Below are 16,815 nucleotides of genomic sequence, written 5' to 3'. Positions count from 1 at the left end.
ATGCAGGTAACACGCCACCGCCGGACGGTCGACACGAATTTCCTCGGTAGACGACGTGGTCGCCGGAGCACCCTCACGGCAGCCGCCACCGCGGTCGTCCTCGCCGTCACCGCCGGCATCGGTTACGCCCAGACACACCAGTTCGGTACCGATCAGGTGGGTCAGACCACCGACCGGGGCCAGGTCGTCTCCAGCGACCAGTACATCGCCCCGTACGGTGACCGCCTCGTCATCAACAACGGCAAGATCATGTCGTCCTCCGTCAGCCCGGATGGCACCCACCTCGCGGCCTCCGTCACCGACGGCGGGAGTGCCCTGGCCATCGTCGACGTGCAGAACTGGAAGGTGCAGCAGGTCGTCGGCACCGCCGCGTCGTCGGTGCCGCGCATCAGCAGCAACAGCGTGGGACAGGAAGGCCCCACGTACTCGCCTGACGGCAAGCAGCTGTGGCTGGGCCAGACCGACGGCTACACCAAGTTCACGGTGAACCCCGACGGCACTGTCACCAACCCGACGTCGATCAAGATTCCGGCGGACGGGTCCAAGCACGCCCTGGTGGGCGAGGCGGTCTTCTCGTCCGACGGCTCCACCGTCTACTCCGCGGTCAACGGCCAGAACAGGGTGGTCGCCATCGACGCGGCGACCGGCGCCGTCAAGCAGAGCTGGACCGTGGGCAACGCCCCGCGCGACATGGTCCAGGTCGGCGACAAGCTCTACGTCAGCAACGAGGGCGGGCGTCCGGCGAAGCCCGGCGACACCACCATGAACTCGTACGGCACCCAGGTTCCGGCCAACCCGAAGACCGGTGCCACCACCACCGGCACGGTCAGCGTCATCGACCTGGCGAACCCGGAGGCCGCCCCGTCCAGTATCGATGTCGGTCTCCACCCGACCGCCCTGTACGCCAAGGGCAAGGCGCTGTTCGTCACCAACACCGCCACCAACAACGTGTCGGTGATCGACACCGCCAAGGACAAGGTCGTGCAGACCATCGACACCCGGCCGTGGCCGGAGGCGTCGGTGGGCTACGAGCCCAACGCGGTGACGCTCACCGACGACGGACGCCTGCTGGTGACGCTCGGCCGCGCCAACGCGGTCGCCGTCTACCGGTACAAGAGCCCGCAGGAGCCGGTCAGTTACGTCGGCCTGCTCCCGACCGACTACTTCCCTGCGGAGATCACCACCGTCGGCAAGCAGGTGCTGGTCTCCAACACCCGTGGCATCGACGCCCGCCGCCCCACCAACAGCGCCGGGCACGGCACCCACGACACGACGTCGAGTGTGCAGCGCTTCACCGTGCCGGACGACAGCGTCATCAGGTCCCAGACGGCCAAGGTCTTCAAGCAGAACGGCTGGACCCCCGGCTCGGTCAAGCTGGCCAAGGGCAAGAGCCACGCCAAGCCGGTCCCGGTCCCGCACCGGCTCGGCGACCCCTCGACGATCAAGCACGTCTTCCTGATCGTCAAGGAGAACCGGACCTACGACCAGGTCTTCGGCGACATCGCGAAGGGCAACGGCAACCCCTCGGTGACACAGTTCGGCGAGAACGTGACGCCGAACCAGCACGCGCTGGCCAACCAGTTCGGGCTGTACGACAACACCTACGACATCGGTACGAACTCCGCCGAGGGCCACAACTGGCTGATGCAGGCCGACGACCCGGAGTACACCGAGTCCTCGGCCGGTGAGTACGCGCGAAGCTACGACACCGAGAACGACGCCCTCGGCCACCAGAAGTCCGGCTTCGTCTGGACGGGCGCGCAGGCGGTCGGGAAGACCGTGCGGGACTTCGGCGAGTTCCAGTCGATCGAGAGCAAGCCGTCCGGCGCGTCCTGGCAGAACCTGTACTGCGACGCCAAGAACATGGACGCGACCGGGCAGAACACCGCCTACCCCATACAGACGGGCTCGGCGATCCCGTCGCTCAACGACGTGTCGGTGCCGGGCTTCCCGATGTTCGACACCAGTGTCCCGGACATCTACAAGTACGAGATCTGGAAGCAGGACTTCGAGAAGAACGGTCCGGCGAACCTGAACATGTTCTGGCTCTCCAACGACCACACCGGTGGCCCGGCGAGCCCGGCCGCTCAGGTCGCGGACAACGACCTCGCGGTCGGCAGGATGGTCGACCAGATCTCGCACAGCAAGTACTGGAAGGACTCGGCGATCTTCGTCGTCGAGGACGACTCCCAGGCCGGCCTCGACCACGTCGACGGCCACCGTGCCCCGATCCAGATCATCAGCCCCTGGGCCCAGCACGGCACCGTCGACAGCCACTACTACTCGCAGATCACGATGATCCGCACCATCGAGCAGATCCTCGGGATCCACCCCATGAACCAGAAGGACAGCGCGGCCAGCCCGATGGCCGAGGCGTTCACCAGGAAGCCGGACTACACGCCGTTCACGGCGCTGCCCAACCGCACCTCGCTGACCGATGGGCTGAAGACCCCGCCATCCTGCGGTGTGGACACCCCCGCGCCGCAGGACCCCAAGGCGGCGGCCGTGCCGTCGTCGAAGGTGCCGGCGGACATGCATCAGCTCGCGGCGAAGTGGGAGAACTGGAAGTCCAAGCAGCGGCTGACCGGGTCCCACGCCGTGCCCGACTACGCGAATCCCGCGCAGATGAACCACCTGACGTGGTATCAGACGCACAACTGGGCCAAGCCGTACCCCGGCGAGAGCAAGATCTACGCGCCGAACGACGTCCCGGGCGCCTACATCCCGTCGTCGGAGTCCGACGGCTGACGTAGGCCGATCGTCCCAAGGGCCCCTGGCAGGCGTCACCGCCGGCCAGGGGCCCCTTCTGTCCCTTGCCTGGCGACAACCGGGAATACCGGGGCGGGAACGCTCACTGACGTGAGCGAGGCGTCCTGTGCCGGCAAGGCAGCCGTCCTGATCAGGTCGATTGGCGGAGCTGAAGGTGACTCGGTCCGCGGCGGAGGACGCGTCGCCGCCCGACTTTCCCTGCACACTTGCGGCTCCTTGCACCGAGTTCAGCACGACGCGGCAGTGCACAGCCCTCTCCACGCCACCAGACATCTTCACCCCGTCGCCCAACCCGCGGGGCCATTCACTCGGACATGCGATGTCCGAGTATGAATGCACGTAGAGTGCAGTTAAGGCCGTATAAGCTGCATATCCGGCAAAGCTCCCCAAGGGAGGCTGGAGCGTGAGGTTCGCAGTCATCGGTGGAACCGGGCTGATCGGGTCACGGGTCGTGGAGAACCTGAACGCGGCCGGACACCAAGCCGTACCGCACTCCCAGTCCACAGGCGTGGACATCATCACTGGCCAGGGCCTGGAGGCGGCCGTGGCGGGCGCCGACGTCGTCATCAACCTGACGAATTCCCCGACCTTCGACCACGCCTCGCTCGCCTTCTTCCAGACCTCGATGGACAACCTTCTTGCGGCGAGCGAGAAGGACGGGGTCAGGCACTTCGTCATCCTCTCGATCGTCGGCGTGGACCAAGTGCCCGATCTGGACTACTACCGGGCAAAGGTGCTACAGGAAAACATCCTCAAGGCCGGACCGATCCCGTATTCCATCGTCCGCGCCACGCAGTTCATGGAGTTCATGGACGCGACCCTGGCCATGAACAGCGACGGCGACACCGTCCGACTGCCACGCACGCCGATCCAGCCGATCGCCGCCGCGGACGTCTCCAGCATCGTCGCCGAAGTCGCCGCAAGCAGCCCTCTGAACGGCGTCCTCAACATCGCAGGTCCCGACGTCTACCCGCTCGACGAACTCGGCCGACTCACCCTGACCGCCAAGAGCGACGGGCGCTTTGTCGTCACCGATGACAGCGCCGGCATGTTCGCCGCAGCCCAGGGCGACGTCCTCACCGCCCCGAACGACGCCCGCATCGCCCCCACCCACTACACCGACTGGCTCTCCTGAACGGTCCCCCCTCCAGCACCCGACACGCTGCGCGGGTCCGGAGCGGTGCACACGTCTGTCCCACTCTGATTGCCTCAAGAAGAGGAGAAGAGGAAACGCCATGTCGCGCAACGCCTCCTCTGGTGGCGCCGGACAGCAGCCGCGCTCCGATGCATGGAAAACGGCCTTCACCGTGCTCCAGACGGCGAAACCACCGCACATCCCCGAGGGACCCGAGGCCATGACTCTTCACATGGAGTTTCCCCCTGGCGACCCCGGTACCCCTCCCCACCGTCACCCCCGACCGGCGTTCGGACACATGCCCGAAGGGGAGATGCGCTTCGAGATCGAAGGCGAGCCGGAACGTGTGATCCGGGCGGGGGAGACCTTCTGGGAACCGGGCGGAGATGTCATCCACTACCAGGACGGCAACAACCGCACCGACCCCTGGAGCCGCTTTACCGTCACCACGCTGTGCGTGCCGAACCAGCCAATGATCGCCCTTGTCGACGACGAGGAACTCGCACAGCGCAAAGACCGGCGAGCGCCCAGGTCTTCGTGAGGTTCTCCGCCGGGCGATGTCAGCGGCGGCTGTCGGAAGCCCCCCCCCCGTCACCCATGCGACAGCATCGACAGAGGCAGCGGGCCGATGGTGACGTGGCTGCGGCAACCAGATACCCCTTCGCCCCGCCCATGCCCACACCAACGACCCGGAAGCCCGGCGATGACGTCAAGACCGCATTTCGGCCTCATTGGTCGCATCGGCGCATCGCTCGAGGCAACCACCACGACAGCTCACCCAGCCGTCCATGGCCTTGACCTGCAACCCATCGCCAGAGAGCGGTTGCGCTCCGCAACGGACCGCTGCGGTGTTCGCCGACCATGAGCTGTACGGCCAGGCGACGGGCGAGTCCACCGCTGCCCGCGACGAGCGGGCCAAGGCCGCCGGTACCGCATGCGACCGCGAGACGGCGCAACAGATCAACCGTCTGCGCCGCCCGTCCGAGGGCGTGTGGGCATCAAACGTGCCTTGTGCGCGAGCAGCCGGACGAGGTGCAGCGGCCGCTGCGCGCTGGGCCAAGGACACCGCCGGCCGCCTGGGGTGTTCATCTTCCGGCTGGTCACGGTGCCGGTTCAGCTGTGCACCGCGACCGAGGACTACACCGTCCACCGCCACCAGCTTGAGGGCGGCACCTCCGTCCGTGTCCGCTACCAGCGGGTGAAGGAGAGAACGGGATCCGGCCCGACGCGCAGACCCCGGCAGAGGGCCTCCCGCCGCGACCTCTTCACCCCACCGAGTCAGGGCTGATGCGTTCTCAGGTGGCGAGATGAGGGCCACCGGTTCGGTGGGGCGGGGTCAGCCTGAGCCCCTGGTTCGAGACGAACCGGGCTCGTTGTGCCCCACCGGGGTCGCGCCCACCCGGGAGCCGACGGAGAAGTAACCGTGTGCGGCTCGGCATTGAAGAATGGCTGGTCCCCCGTTTCTCCAGCAGTTGCTCGGCGCGCAGCCGCTGGTCCTCCGCCGCCGTATCGTAAGCGCTGGTACTGGCGCCGGCCTCTTCCTTCATCCGCTGGTCACGGCTGCGCTCCCGTCCGGCGGTTCGCTGCTGTCGGTATAGACGACCAGTGTCTGTTCCGGCTGTTCGGCCAGGTGAAACGCGGTGTACGCATAATCGATCGCCCCCCGTTGCGGGTGTCGCAGCCGTTTGCGACCGCTGTGCCGGGCCTGCACCTCGTACTGCGGCCACCAGTCCCGCACCTCTGGGCTGCCCTCGTTCAGGTCCTCGATCAGTCGGGTGTACCGCGGGTCGCCGGAGTGGCGCGCCGCTAGCGTCCGAAGTCGGCCGAGCAGGCCGCGCGCTTCGGGTTCCCAGTCGACCAGGACGTCCCGGGCCACCGGTTCGAGGAACACCCAGCGGGCGAAGTTGGCGGGCCGGTCCGCCTCCGTGATGAGCCTCGGGAACAACTCGTGGGCTGCCTGGTTGTGACTGAGGACGTCATAGTTGCCGCCGATGATGTACGCCGGGTTCGGCTGGAGCAACAGGGGTACGGCACCCACCTCGGCCGGGAGCGGCTCGCGTTCCTCCGCTTCGGCCGCAGGCGCGTGACCGGCAAGCTGGAGGAGATGATCGCGCTCGTGCCGGTCGAGCCGCAGCGCCGCGGCGAGGGCATTGAGCACCTGTTCGGAGACGCGGATCTTTCGCCCCTGCTCCAGGTACGTGTACCAGGTGGCGCTGATCCCGGCCAGCAGTGCCAGTTCCTCTCGGCGAAGTCCCGGAGTCCGACGGCGGCCGGTCTGGGGCAGGCCCACCTCGTCAGGGGTCAGGCGCTCTCTCCGGCTGCGCAGGAATTCACTCAGCTGACGGCGCTGGCCCGGCTGCGTGGGCATGACGATGGCACCTTCAGTTCCAGAATAAATACGGTCTGGATACCAGGCTAAGTCCATCGGAGACTGGCGTGCGAGCACAGGCCGCGGCATGACCGACGGCCTCACACGGTCACACCGGCACCCGGCCTGCCACTGCGCAACGGCTTGGCGGACGCTCCTCCAGGACTCGCTGCCGCTCGGCACTCCGGCCCCGGTGCCGAAGATGGAGAGGGCAACTCATGTGCGGAATCAAGGGCAAAGTGGTGGCGATCACGGGAGCCAGCAGCGGCATCGGCGAGGCGACCGCGCTGCTGCTCGCCGAACGCGGCGCGCGACTCGTCCTCGGCGCGCGCAGGTCAGAACGCCTGGCGGAACTGGTGGCCCGGATCGAGCAGGCAGGCGGCACGGCCGTGCAGATCCGCACCGACGTGACCCTGCGGGAGGACCTGCAGGCCCTGGTCGCGCTGGCCGGTGAGTGCTTCGGCCGACTCGACGTGCTCGTCAGCAATGCCGGAGTCGGCACCATCTCGCCTCTCGACGATCTGCGCGTCGAGGAATGGGACCACATGGTCGACGTCAATGTGAAGGGCGTGCTGCACGGGATCGGCGCCGCGCTGCCGGTCTTCCGGGCGCAGGGAACCGGCCACTTCATCACCACCGCCTCCACGGCCGCTTTTCGCATCGTGCCGACCATGGCCGTCTATGCCGGCACCAAGTTCGCGGTCCGGGCCATCTGCGAAGGACTGCGCCAGGAAGCCGGCGACTCCCTGCGGGTGACCACCGTCTCACCTGGTCCGACTGCGACCGACTTCGCCGAGGCGTCAACCAACAGCCAGGTCAGAGCAGAGATCACGAAGATGCGGGACGACATCGCGATCCCGCCCGACGCGATCGCCCGGGCCATCGCTTTCGCAATCGAACAGCCTGCCGCGGTCGACGTGAACGACATCGTCGTCCGGCCAACCGCCCAGAGCTGACCTCCCCCGGCCCTTCCGGTGCGGACTGGTTCGAGCGCATGACTTCATTGCGCACGAGGATTTAAAGATCCGCACTATGGGCAAGGCCCCCGCACAGGCACCTTCCTGCCCAACGGGGCCGTAGCCAAAGCCGGGCTCAACAGGTCGATCAGCGATGCCGGATGGGGGGTGTTCCTGACGATCCCGCACGCCAAGGCTGAAAGCGCCGGACGGGAAGTGATCGCCGTCAACCCCCGCAACACCTCCCGCACCTGCCCCGAATGCGGGCACACCGCGAAGGAGAACCGGCCCACACAGGAAAAGTTCCACTGCGTCTCGTGCGGCCACCACGCGCACGCTGACACCGTGGGCGCCCTCAACGTTCTACGGGCCGGGCTGGTCCCTCGCAACGCCAACCCGGCGTAACGAGAAGCCCCCGGCTCCAGCCGGGGGAGGAGTCACACGAAGACCGTCTACGCCGTCACCAGCCTCACCCCCGAGCAGGCAGGCCCGGCACGTCTGGCCGAACTCGTCCGGGACCACTGGTCCGTGGAAGCCCTGCACCACGTGCGAGACGTCACCTACGGCGAAGACGCCTCCCGGATCCGCACCGGCACAGCACCTCGCCTCATGGCCGCCCTACGTCAACCTCGCCATCGGCCTGATGCGCCAAGCTGGCCGGCACAACATCGCCGCCGCAACCGATCACTACTGGTCACGCCCCGGGCACGCCCTCGCACTCCTCAAGATCATTTCCTGAGAACGCATTGGCCTGCCCACCGAGTACGCCCCGCATCCCGCAGTTCCCGCTGCCCGCGGGCACCACCGACGTGGTGATCTCGATTTTCGCCACAGCGCAGACAGAGGCACTTGCGGAGGTGTTACCAGCGAGTGAACCTGAAGTGGTAGCGATTACGGCGAAAAGTTGGCGTACAGCGGTTTGCACGTTCACGGGCCAGGCGCAAAAGGCCGGCCGGATTCCCGCCCCGGGTCCCGCCCTTTACCGACAATAGCCCTGTTTATCAAGGGGAGCCCCTGACATGGCAGACACCCGTTCCACCCCCGCGCTCATCGTAGGTGCTGGACCGTTCGCCCTGTCCGCGGCCGCACTCGCCCGCGAACGAGGCATTGACGTCGATGTGGTCGGCCAGCCGATGGGTTTCTGGAATGCGCACATGCCTGACGGCATGCTGCTGCGTTCAGGCACCGACTGGCACCTGGACGCCACAGGAATGCACACTCTCGAAGCCTATCTGCAGGAACACGGGCTCAAGGATGACGATGTCCTTCCGATTCCCGTCGAAGTGTTCCGCGCATACGCCGAGTGGTTCAGTCAGGCAAAGCAGCTCTCTATCCGGCAGGAGTTTGTCTCCAGCATCGCCCGGCGGGACGGCGGCTTCGAGGCCGTGCTGACCGGTGGTGGGCGCATACATGCCGACATCGTGATCGCTGTCCCCGGCATCGGGTATTTCCAGCATCTCCCGGACTGGGCGGCCGGCGTACCGGCTTCCCGGGCAGCCCACAGTTGCGAACTGGTCCGCTTCGATGCCCTGTCCGGCCAGCGTGTACTGGTCGTTGGAGGTCGGCAAAGCGCGTACGAGTGGGCGGCACTGATGAGTGAGCACGGCGCGGCGCGCATAGACATTGTGCACCGCCACCCAGCTCCCCGTTTCGAGTCGGTGAGCTGGAAATTCTTCGACGACTACGTCGATGGCACAGTGCACGTCGAAGGCTGGTGGCGCCGGCTCACGGCCAAGGAGCAAGGCGCGATCACCACGCGATGCTGGGAAGCCGGCCGGGCAGTGCTGGAACCATGGCTGCCCGCACGACTCGACCCGGCAGTGGTACACGCATGGCCCCAGACCGAAGTCGTCCAGGCGGACAGCGGCGGAAGCCAGGACTCGGTACGCGTCACCTTGTCCAACGGCGAATCCCTGACTGTCGAGCACATACTGTTCGCCACCGGATATGCACCTGACCTGGCACGCGTTCCCTACCTGTCCGACCTTCACAGCGAGATTGTCACGCGCAACGGATTCCCCATGCTGGATGATCATTTCCAGACCAGCATCCCCGGTCTCTACTTCACCGGCTTCGCAGCCACCCAGGACTTCGGCCCATTCTTCGGTTTCGTAAGGGCCGCACCGGCCTCAGCCACCATCCTCCTGCGCGCACTGCAGTCCCACGGAATGTGAAGAGGCGACGGGGCAATCCCTCGAGTTCTGGCGCGCGGGCTGCCCCCGAAATCGGTGAACCCACGGCTGGACGTCGACCTCGCCCACTGCTGAGCCGCGCACCGCCCAACCGTTGCCGTCAGCCGCGAGCTGGAGGTCGAGGGGATCGGCTCTTGCGCTCTCTACGAGCGCGACCTCGTCGGCCCGGATGACCGTGCTCGCGCAAGGCCCTGTGAGCGCGGCGCTGGCGCCGTCGGTGAGCAGGCGCCGGGTTTCCACGCGGTTTGGGGGCGGCGTCGCTTGCCTGCCGTGTGGCAGGTACCCCGGTGGACCTGTACGGGCGGGCGACCGACAGCGATCCCGAATTCGGCGATCCACTCCGCTGGCCAGGGGATTCGTGCGGCGGCCAGGCGCGCTGCGGTGCGTGGTGCAGACGGTGCACGGCGGAGACGCCTGACGCGGAAGACTAGAAGCTGAAACTCATGAACATCCGCTCCGGGGCGTAGTGGGCCGCCAACCGCTCCCACGGGGCTGCCCGCAGACGCCGTGCCACGCTCTCGATCTGCTCCGCAGACCACCCCAACAGGGTCCCTTCCTGCAGGATTTGGGACCCGTCCATCAGGAACTCGATATCCACATCCGTCTCGTCGAGCGGGAACTGGAGGCCGGCCCACGCCTTGCCCGGGCCGCCGTAGAGACGATCCGCCTGGGCAGCAACTGCCCAGCGGACCGCGGAGCAGCACCTCGGCGTGCCTGGTTGGCTCGGCGGCGGTCCCTGCATCCATGTCCTCGAAGGTCCGAGACACCACACCCAAGGGTCACTGAGCGCCCTGGCCCTGACCCTGACATGAAAGGCAACTTCCCCCGGATGACCTTAAGAACGAAGGTAGATTCGGTAAGTTGGTGATACAATCTGAAGCCGGACGCGAGACCTGGAAAGGTCCGGCATCACCGGATGCCAGAAGGTCCGCCACCAAGGGGGAGACCAATGCTGTACACCGAAACGACCCGGGTACTGATGAGCGAGCGCATGCGCGAGGCAGAGCAGGAACGCCTAGTCCGCGCGGTCCGCCTCCAGCGCCGCGCCGAACGCGTCACCCGGCGCGCCCGCCACGCCCTGAACGCTGTTACCGCATAACTGTCTATAGCATGCCCAACCCTCCGCTGGCCGTCACCGAATGACTGGTGGCGGCCCGCCCCGCACCACAAGGGGTGTCGCAGCACACGGTGCCGTGCTCAGGCCCACCAGCCGTCGCCCATATGCCAGCGCTCCACCCACGCCGCGAAGCTCGATGTCGGTGACTTTTGGCTCTGGTCCACTTCGTGTGGTCACGTGGCTCTCGGTTACGCCAACAGGACTCGTTTGCGCAGGAGATCGAATCCTGCGCGGCCGAACAACTGGCGCTTGAGCATCTTGATCCGGTTGACACGACCCTCCACGACGCCGGAGTTCCAGGGCAGTGTGAGGCCCGCGGTGACGGCGTAGAGGTCGCGTTCAAGGTGTTGGGCGGCGAAGCTCCGGAGGCTGGGCAGTTCGGTGGTGGAGGTAGCCGCTTCGATCCAGGTCGGCAACTGGTCCCCCTGGAAGTGAGCGACCATGTGCCGAAGGAGCGACGTGTTCGGCAAGTGCCGTCAGCTCGGGGCGATCGGCCAGGACGGTTTGAGCTGGAGCCGGTCGCCTTCGGGTAGGGCGTCGGGGTGGGTGAGGATCCAGCGCGTAGCGGCCCGGGCTGACGGCGGGCGGGGGCCGGCCGGTTGGGGCTTGCCGCGAAGCGTCCTGCTGACATAGGCACGGACACTGGAGTAGCCGCGGGGATAGCCCCGTTCCCTGATCTCCTCCCACAGTTCCAGGCGTGGGTGCAGCCTTGCTGCCAACGCTGATCGAGGCAGGGCGATCATCTACGGAACCGGGAGGCGCTCTACCGGCGGACCGCCGAGATCAGCCCGCCGGGCCGCTCCTCGCGCTGCGGCGGGGTGCTGATCGGACGGCCGTAGGCGGCAGCGCGCTCGCGCAGAGTGTGGCTCTCGGCCTCCCAGCCGTGCCCGGCCAGCCAGCCCACCGGATCGTCGGGCATCTCCGAGACCCACATGGACGCCGCCGATCCCGGCACGGCGTCCGCGCCGAAGCGCTCGATCACGCCGCGCGAGCCCAACGTCAGCCCCATCCGACTGCCTGCCGCCGACTGCGCGTTGATCCGGGCCAGCAGCAGCTCCACCGCGTCCTCGGGCAGATAGATCAGCAGTCCTTCGGCGATCCACACGGTCGGCACGGCCGGGTCGTGCCCTGCGGCGGCCAGCGCGCCTGGCCAGTCCTCACGCAGATCCACCGCGACGGTGATCCGCTCGCAGCGCGCGACGGCCCGCTCCTGGCGCAGCACCGAAGCCTTGAAGTCCAGTGGCGCAGCGGTGTCGACCTCGAACAGCCGGGTGCCCTCGGGCCAGTCCATCCGGAAGGCCCGGCTGTCCATGCCGGCGCCGAGCAGCACGACCTGCCGGACCCCGGCCGCGGAGGCCTGCTGCAACAGGTCGTCGAGGAACTTCGTCCTGATGACGATGGAGAACGCCACGCCCAGCCGGCGGCGTCGCGCGGCCTCGTCATCGGGCAGCGGCGGCGAGGAGGGCCACAAGCCGCCGGCGGTGGCGAAGGCCTGTGCCAGTGGGTCGCGGAACAGCGCGTTCTCCCGCTCGGTCTCCAGCGCCCGCACCCTGGCCACCCCCACCGCCGTGGCCCACACTCCCGACGGCTGCACCCGCTCCTGCTCGTCAGTCACCGTGCCAGCCTAGATGATTGATTCCAAGAGGCCTGATGAGGGGAGCCAGGTTCATGCGCGCACTGACCGCCTACGACCACTGAAACCACCATTAGGCGAAGATCAACGGTCACCCCGGTGTACGCGACCACACGAAGTGGACCAGAGCCAAAGTAGACTGACGTCGCAAACTCGGTCAGACAGTGACTCCCACAGTGATATTGCTGTCTGTTCCGGGATTCCGGCTCGCGTTCTATGGTGCGGGCACGCTGCGTAGGCGCGCATGTCGAGATGCCACGTATCGCCGGTGAGGTCGGTCCCGGCGACACCGAGTGCGGTCGGCGGGGGAGCATCCGACGCAGGGTCAAGAAGAGTCGCTGCGGAACCGATGCGAGTGCGCGGTAGGCATGCAGGATGGCGGCGGCCTCCTGCAGGGATATGCCGACGTGAATCCGTGAGTCCAGCGATTCCCGCAGTTCGGCGGCGAGCTGGTTTACCTGACGCCCCGGTGCACAGGGTCTGAGCGCGTCGAGGTGGAAGTGGGGCCGTTCACGGACGAAGTAGAGGCGGGAGTTCGACGGTAAGGGCGGCTGCGGAGATCTCGAGAGCATCCGCGGCCTCGTAAAGACCGGGCGGGAGCAGGCGGAAACGACGTACCGAAGCCGTCCATCCAGTCCGTCCGCCCCAAGCCCGCAGGAGCTCGCCCCTGCGCGGACGCCCTGGAGCGGGGCTTGAGGGGAAGTGACAGACACTGAGTTGGGGGCCTTGAGTATTCCTACTCAGGTGCCCAGCCGCCGTTTAGGAAAGTCTGTAGGCATGAACACGCCCTACACAGAGTCCCGGCCCATCGTGCCGCGCGCATCCGGAGCGGCTTTCACCGGCGCGGTGCTGGCCTACGGCGCCTGCTGGTTCTTCTCTTGGGTCAAGCATTACAGTAACCAGGCATGCGAGACGACAGACGGCCTCTGCTTCACCTGGTGGGATGTGGCCGTCCTACCCCTCACGTTCGCGACAGCACTGATCACTCTGATCGTCGTCTACAAGCAGCTGAGCATCAGGCCACGGCTCGCGGTCATCCCGCCGACGCTTCTGCTGGCGCCGATCCCTCTCGCCGCCGCGCAGTCGAGCGCCGGCTGGTGGGCTGCCACCCTCACCGGCGGAGCGTGGGCGTCCTCCCTGGCGCTGACCGCGTGGAGCCGCTACAGGGTCCTGGGGCTCTCCGCCGCAGCCGCACTTCTCCTTGCATCCCTTGTCGTTCTGTACCGTTGATCAACCGGCAGGACTCCGTGCGGCAGCGTCCTGACACTCGCGGGAAGATCTGACGGAAACACACTGGTGGGCCCGGCTTCACGGGCTCATCGCGCATCGCCTGCAGGGTCTGGGTGACGTCTCTTGGATCGTCGGCCAGGATCTGATCGGTGTGAAGTGTGCGATGGTGCGGGCGATACCCGGTGCGGCGGCGGCGAGGGCCGCCGCCCACGAGCTGCGCCGCCCGGAGTGGGAGATGGGCTCCACAGCCGTGGCGCGGCCAGTTGCGGCGCCCCGCACGTTGGCAACGTTCCGCCTCGCCTGAAGCTGGGCGTGAGGTGCGTGCTGGGCCGCCTACCTTGAATTGCCATCCGTTGATGGTGATTGTAGGCGCTGGCGGTGACGCCGATCTGGGCATGGCCGAGTGGTTCCTTGATCATGACGAGTGCGACGCCCTGTTCGAGCCGACGGCCACGGGCACATGGTAATCACGCAGCGTATCGCCGCCGTAATTGGAGATCAATACGAGGTCGAGGCGGATTCGGTTGTATCCCTGCTGAAGGAGGCCGAGCTGAGGGTATTTCACAGATCTGCCGAGCAAGTGGGCATCTCCCTCTCGGTGTAGCTCTTGCGCCGGCCTTCGGTGGTGCGCAGCTGGGTGGATTTGACATGGGCGCTGATCCTCTGGAGCGAAGGGCTGAGCTGGTAAAGCGCGGTGGACACGGAGCGGTTCCTGGGTGCGGATGAGCAGTGTGCTTGCCCTGCCGCCACGTTGCGTGATCAGATAGCCTTGAGGACCTTCCAGTTTTCGAGCCGGGACAGGGCATGCTCCACTCGCGCCCTGGTTCGGCGGTGCACGGTGATTTCCGCTCCTGCTGCCGGCTCAGAGCACGCCGGTTCCCCCGTGGCCGCCATCGGTGATGGCCGGGGCGCCGCGGCAGGCCCGATCGACACCTGACTCCGTAAATGCCCGACAGTCGTCGCGGCTGCCGGGCAGCGGAATTCCGATCGCATCTACACCCGGGCCCGGGAAGGCGTCCACGATGGTGGCTTCGGGGAGCTTCTGGAGGACCCTGCCCATCCAGCACCGCAGGTGGTGCCGGTACACCAGGTGCTTGACCTGCACGTTCGGATCACTCTTTCAGACAATCCGCTCTCGAAGTTCCTCCCCTAACCGCATGGTCCATCCCCCCGCCGCGCACCGGTTGGACACCCAGCGTCACCGGCTACCGGACCAGGCGGCTGGTGCGCCGATGGCACCGGCCGGACGTCGGACTGCTACTGCCCGGCAGACCCGGTCCGGGGGCTTCTGCGCATCCGACCGCTCGCCGAATTGATCGTCACCGCGTCTCCAGACGGGTTCCGGGCCGAATTTGGGACCATGGCCATGTGGACGGGAATCCGGTTTTCGGCGGGGCGGAGCCGGTGGATGCGCTGGAGATGGCGCCGACGCCCCGGACGGCGGTGGCGTGGCTGCCGTCGCGGGAGCTCTGGCCGGTGATTCAGGACATCCGCTGGGAGCACGATCCGCAGGTACGGCGATGGCCGCCGCATGTGAACCTGCTGTTCGGCTTCGTGCCGGAGGAGCACTTCGCCCAGGCCGTGCCGCTGCTCTCCGCAGCGGCGGCTGAGACCACGGCGTTCACGGCGCAGCTGGCCGGAGTGAGGTATTTCCGGCACCGGCACCACGCGACAGTGTGGCTCGATCCAGCCGCGGCGGGCCTGGCGCCTTGGGCGCGTCTCCACCAGGAGCTGGCGCTGCGGTTCCCGCTCTGCCGCGGGCGCGGCGGCCGCTTCACCCCGCACTTGTCCCTCGGCCGCACCCGGGATCCCAAGCTCCTGGCCGCCGAATGTGCCGTCCGGCTCGGCGCGCTGTCGGCGGTGGTCGAGGAGGTGGTCCTGCTCTCCCGGCGCGGCGAGGGGCCCATGCGGCCCCGGGCCGTGATCACCCTGGGCACGGGCGAGGTCCACCAGCTCCGCGAGTGCTAGACGATCAACGATCGGGGCCCCGCCCGGGCGACACGGGGGAACGGCGCTGGGGCGGGGCCGTCCGAGGGGTTGTGCATCACCGTGCCACGGCCGCGTGATGATCTCGCGGTACGAGTGCTGGGACGGATTGCACCCGGAGTGCTCCAGTGCCCACGTCTGCGGCGGCTCCCGTGAACCGCTGGCGCCGGAGCGCTCGCCGCGCACGGCGCACTCCATGGTGCGGGTCGCCCCTCGGCTTCCGGTACGTGAGGGGCCATCCCCCGGAGCTTCAGCCGCTCCGAAGCCTCCGACGTGACGCCGGTCTGCTCATCCATGGCGTCCTGATGCGAGCCGAGCAACACGTCAGCCCGTGCGACGTCGAGACGGTGCCTGGCCCAGTAGTTGGGGCTCGGTCGGCCGAGCCTCTTCAGCCCCTTCGCTCGCACGGGTCCGCCGAAGGCAACGTTGAGCATCCCGCGGGCGTCCCTGATCAGCGACAGGTCTTCAATCCGCTTGGTCTCGGCCGTCACGGGCCCGAAGGTGGACCAGGGTTTGGCGAAGCCGATGTGCCCGGCGTCCAGCCCTGTGGCAGCCTGCGCAGCCATGCGCCGGGCTTCCTTGCGAATCACGCATCGGCCAGCGAAAGCATCCCGTACATCGACGCCTCCGCGGGGGTGCGCCCGCCAGGGGCCCGCTCACCGGCTCCCCGACCAGAACTGGCCCCCTCGCCTTGGGCGAGGGGGCCAGTTCAGCGGATGTCGACCCGACGATCAGTGGACTACCTGCAGATGATCACGGGATCGGAGTCCTTGTAGACGAGAGTCCTGCCACCCCGAGTCACCTCGACATGAGTGGTGTACCTTCCGCAGTAGTTGTTGATCGACACCTTGACGGTTCCGGCGCTCAACTTGGAGCACTTCCCCGCGACGGGGATGTCCGGCGTGGACGGGTGCGTCTGCAGCAGCGAAACACACATCTTGGTGTCCACCGGGTTGGGGCCCTGGAGAGTGGCCTCGCCGTAGATCTTTCCGCTCTTGAGGTACGGATTCTTCACCGCCACGTACCCTGTCGCATCGGCCGATCCAGCACCGAGGGCGACGGCCAACGCGGCAACCGCCACTACCGAGAGACTGCGCTTGATTGTGATGACACACACTCCTCCCCCCCCGTAGGGGGCAGTCGATTCTTGCGATGCCTTGGTCAAGGGCACGAAGCGATCATAGTAGGAATGTGCCCACATAGGCGGGGGCGGACCTTTGAACTCGACCAAGGACTCGGAGTGTTGTCGTGGCGGCTCGCCGATCAGACACGCCCACCCCCCGGGTTGCCGTACTCCGGGGCCTGCCAGTGCTCGGCGCCGGTCTCGAGGCTGATGGGATGGTGTGCCGGCGGCACACCTTCAGGGGCGACCGGGCTGGGGGCGACCGGGCTGGACTCTGGGCCGGCCAGGGGGTGGAGTCCGTCCTTG

General features: G+C 67.3%; 15 protein-coding genes and 3 pseudogenes. 10 read left to right on the top strand and 8 right to left on the bottom strand.

The annotated features are described in order from the left end of the window. From ABZ876_RS28050 to ABZ876_RS28040, 3 genes are all read left to right on the top strand, one after another. Nucleotides 1-2,748, top strand: a complete 2,748-nt coding sequence (locus tag ABZ876_RS28050) for an alkaline phosphatase family protein (protein ID WP_361786906.1) — start codon at nucleotides 1-3, stop codon at nucleotides 2,746-2,748. 424 nt (nucleotides 2,749-3,172) lie between these two features. Then, the gene (locus tag ABZ876_RS28045; protein ID WP_361786903.1) at nucleotides 3,173-3,904 is read left to right on the top strand and encodes an NAD(P)H-binding protein; all 732 of its coding nucleotides are present in this window, start codon (nucleotides 3,173-3,175) and stop codon (nucleotides 3,902-3,904) included. A gap of 100 nt (nucleotides 3,905-4,004) precedes the next feature. After that, nucleotides 4,005-4,445 (top strand): cupin domain-containing protein, encoded by a 441-nt coding sequence (locus ABZ876_RS28040; RefSeq protein WP_361786900.1) that lies wholly within the window; start codon nucleotides 4,005-4,007, stop codon nucleotides 4,443-4,445. A 1,002-nt stretch (nucleotides 4,446-5,447) separates the two neighbouring features. On the opposite strand, the gene ABZ876_RS28035 is transcribed toward ABZ876_RS28040, so the two are convergent. Continuing rightward, complete coding sequence (locus ABZ876_RS28035) at nucleotides 5,448-6,272, bottom strand: helix-turn-helix transcriptional regulator (RefSeq protein ID WP_361786897.1); 825 nt, start codon at nucleotides 6,270-6,272, stop codon at nucleotides 5,448-5,450. Nucleotides 6,273-6,490: 218 nt separating this feature from the next. On the opposite strand from ABZ876_RS28035, the gene ABZ876_RS28030 reads away from it, so the two are divergent. From ABZ876_RS28030 to ABZ876_RS28015, 4 genes and pseudogenes are all read left to right on the top strand, one after another. Next, nucleotides 6,491-7,228 (top strand): SDR family oxidoreductase, encoded by a 738-nt coding sequence (locus tag ABZ876_RS28030; protein ID WP_361786894.1) that lies wholly within the window; start codon nucleotides 6,491-6,493, stop codon nucleotides 7,226-7,228. A 25-nt stretch (nucleotides 7,229-7,253) separates the two neighbouring features. Further along, a pseudogene (locus ABZ876_RS28025) lies at nucleotides 7,254-7,633 on the top strand (transposase); the annotation flags it as partial. A gap of 84 nt (nucleotides 7,634-7,717) precedes the next feature. Then, nucleotides 7,718-7,967 (top strand): annotated as a pseudogene (locus ABZ876_RS28020) (ISAs1 family transposase); the annotation flags it as partial. 280 nt (nucleotides 7,968-8,247) lie between these two features. Next, nucleotides 8,248-9,402, top strand: coding sequence for an NAD(P)-binding domain-containing protein (locus ABZ876_RS28015; RefSeq protein WP_361786891.1), 1,155 nt, complete (start codon nucleotides 8,248-8,250; stop codon nucleotides 9,400-9,402). 445 nt (nucleotides 9,403-9,847) lie between these two features. Here ABZ876_RS28015 and ABZ876_RS28010 read toward each other — a convergent pair whose 3' ends face one another. Further along, complete coding sequence (locus ABZ876_RS28010) at nucleotides 9,848-10,162, bottom strand: DUF1877 family protein (protein WP_361786888.1); 315 nt, start codon at nucleotides 10,160-10,162, stop codon at nucleotides 9,848-9,850. A 207-nt stretch (nucleotides 10,163-10,369) separates the two neighbouring features. On the opposite strand from ABZ876_RS28010, the gene ABZ876_RS28005 reads away from it, so the two are divergent. Beyond that, complete coding sequence (locus ABZ876_RS28005) at nucleotides 10,370-10,519, top strand: hypothetical protein (RefSeq protein ID WP_361786885.1); 150 nt, start codon at nucleotides 10,370-10,372, stop codon at nucleotides 10,517-10,519. A gap of 206 nt (nucleotides 10,520-10,725) precedes the next feature. Here the strand turns inward: ABZ876_RS28005 and ABZ876_RS28000 are convergent, their stop codons facing one another. Genes ABZ876_RS28000 through ABZ876_RS27990 form a run of 3 tightly spaced genes read right to left on the bottom strand, consistent with a single transcriptional unit; the run spans nucleotide 10,726 to nucleotide 12,116 of the window. Further along, nucleotides 10,726-10,980, bottom strand: coding sequence for a hypothetical protein (locus tag ABZ876_RS28000; RefSeq protein ID WP_361787093.1), 255 nt, complete (start codon nucleotides 10,978-10,980; stop codon nucleotides 10,726-10,728). A 33-nt stretch (nucleotides 10,981-11,013) separates the two neighbouring features. Then, nucleotides 11,014-11,256 (bottom strand): hypothetical protein, encoded by a 243-nt coding sequence (locus ABZ876_RS27995; protein ID WP_361786882.1) that lies wholly within the window; start codon nucleotides 11,254-11,256, stop codon nucleotides 11,014-11,016. 44 nt (nucleotides 11,257-11,300) lie between these two features. Next, nucleotides 11,301-12,116: a class I SAM-dependent methyltransferase gene (locus ABZ876_RS27990; RefSeq protein ID WP_361787072.1), complete on the bottom strand. Its 816-nt coding sequence runs from the start codon at nucleotides 12,114-12,116 to the stop codon at nucleotides 11,301-11,303. Between the two features lie 831 nt (nucleotides 12,117-12,947). Between ABZ876_RS27990 and ABZ876_RS27985 the strand changes: the two genes are divergently transcribed. Then, nucleotides 12,948-13,400 (top strand): hypothetical protein, encoded by a 453-nt coding sequence (locus ABZ876_RS27985; protein ID WP_361786879.1) that lies wholly within the window; start codon nucleotides 12,948-12,950, stop codon nucleotides 13,398-13,400. A 561-nt stretch (nucleotides 13,401-13,961) separates the two neighbouring features. On the opposite strand, the gene ABZ876_RS27980 is transcribed toward ABZ876_RS27985, so the two are convergent. Both ABZ876_RS27980 and ABZ876_RS27975 read right to left on the bottom strand, forming a co-directional pair. Beyond that, nucleotides 13,962-14,102: a hypothetical protein gene (locus tag ABZ876_RS27980; protein ID WP_361786876.1), complete on the bottom strand. Its 141-nt coding sequence runs from the start codon at nucleotides 14,100-14,102 to the stop codon at nucleotides 13,962-13,964. Between the two features lie 66 nt (nucleotides 14,103-14,168). Next, nucleotides 14,169-14,397, bottom strand: a pseudogene (locus tag ABZ876_RS27975) (IS5/IS1182 family transposase); the annotation flags it as partial. 371 nt (nucleotides 14,398-14,768) lie between these two features. Here ABZ876_RS27975 and ABZ876_RS27970 point away from each other — a divergent pair. Further along, on the top strand, nucleotides 14,769-15,368 hold the full coding sequence (locus ABZ876_RS27970) for a 2'-5' RNA ligase family protein (RefSeq protein ID WP_361786874.1): 600 nt from the start codon (nucleotides 14,769-14,771) through the stop codon (nucleotides 15,366-15,368). Nucleotides 15,369-16,125: 757 nt separating this feature from the next. On the opposite strand, the gene ABZ876_RS27965 is transcribed toward ABZ876_RS27970, so the two are convergent. Further along, nucleotides 16,126-16,401, bottom strand: coding sequence for a hypothetical protein (locus tag ABZ876_RS27965; RefSeq protein ID WP_361786871.1), 276 nt, complete (start codon nucleotides 16,399-16,401; stop codon nucleotides 16,126-16,128). Nucleotides 16,402-16,815: the final 414 nt, after the last annotated feature.

Origin of the sequence: Streptomyces sp. NPDC046931, from assembly GCF_040644655.1 — a bacterium.
In the GTDB taxonomy this organism is placed as follows: domain Bacteria; phylum Actinomycetota; class Actinomycetes; order Streptomycetales; family Streptomycetaceae; genus Streptomyces.
The sequence above is the reverse complement of the archived record's forward strand: the minus strand, read 5'-3'. Positions and strand labels throughout refer to the sequence as shown.

Excerpts from the sequence above, each read along its gene's own strand:
- ABZ876_RS28030 (WP_361786894.1), top strand. The coding sequence starts at position 6,491 with ATGTGCGGAATCAAGGGCAAAGTGGTGGCGATCACGGGAGCCAGCAGC.
- ABZ876_RS28040 (WP_361786900.1), top strand. The coding sequence starts at position 4,005 with ATGTCGCGCAACGCCTCCTCTGGTGGCGCCGGACAGCAGCCGCGCTCC.
- ABZ876_RS28010 (WP_361786888.1), bottom strand. The coding sequence starts at position 10,162 with ATGCAGGGACCGCCGCCGAGCCAACCAGGCACGCCGAGGTGCTGCTCC.
- ABZ876_RS27985 (WP_361786879.1), top strand. The coding sequence starts at position 12,948 with ATGAACACGCCCTACACAGAGTCCCGGCCCATCGTGCCGCGCGCATCC.
- ABZ876_RS28005 (WP_361786885.1), top strand. The coding sequence starts at position 10,370 with ATGCTGTACACCGAAACGACCCGGGTACTGATGAGCGAGCGCATGCGC.
- ABZ876_RS28000 (WP_361787093.1), bottom strand. The coding sequence starts at position 10,980 with ATGGTCGCTCACTTCCAGGGGGACCAGTTGCCGACCTGGATCGAAGCG.
- ABZ876_RS28015 (WP_361786891.1), top strand. The coding sequence starts at position 8,248 with ATGGCAGACACCCGTTCCACCCCCGCGCTCATCGTAGGTGCTGGACCG.
- ABZ876_RS28050 (WP_361786906.1), top strand. The coding sequence starts at position 1 with ATGCAGGTAACACGCCACCGCCGGACGGTCGACACGAATTTCCTCGGT.
- ABZ876_RS28035 (WP_361786897.1), bottom strand. The coding sequence starts at position 6,272 with ATGCCCACGCAGCCGGGCCAGCGCCGTCAGCTGAGTGAATTCCTGCGC.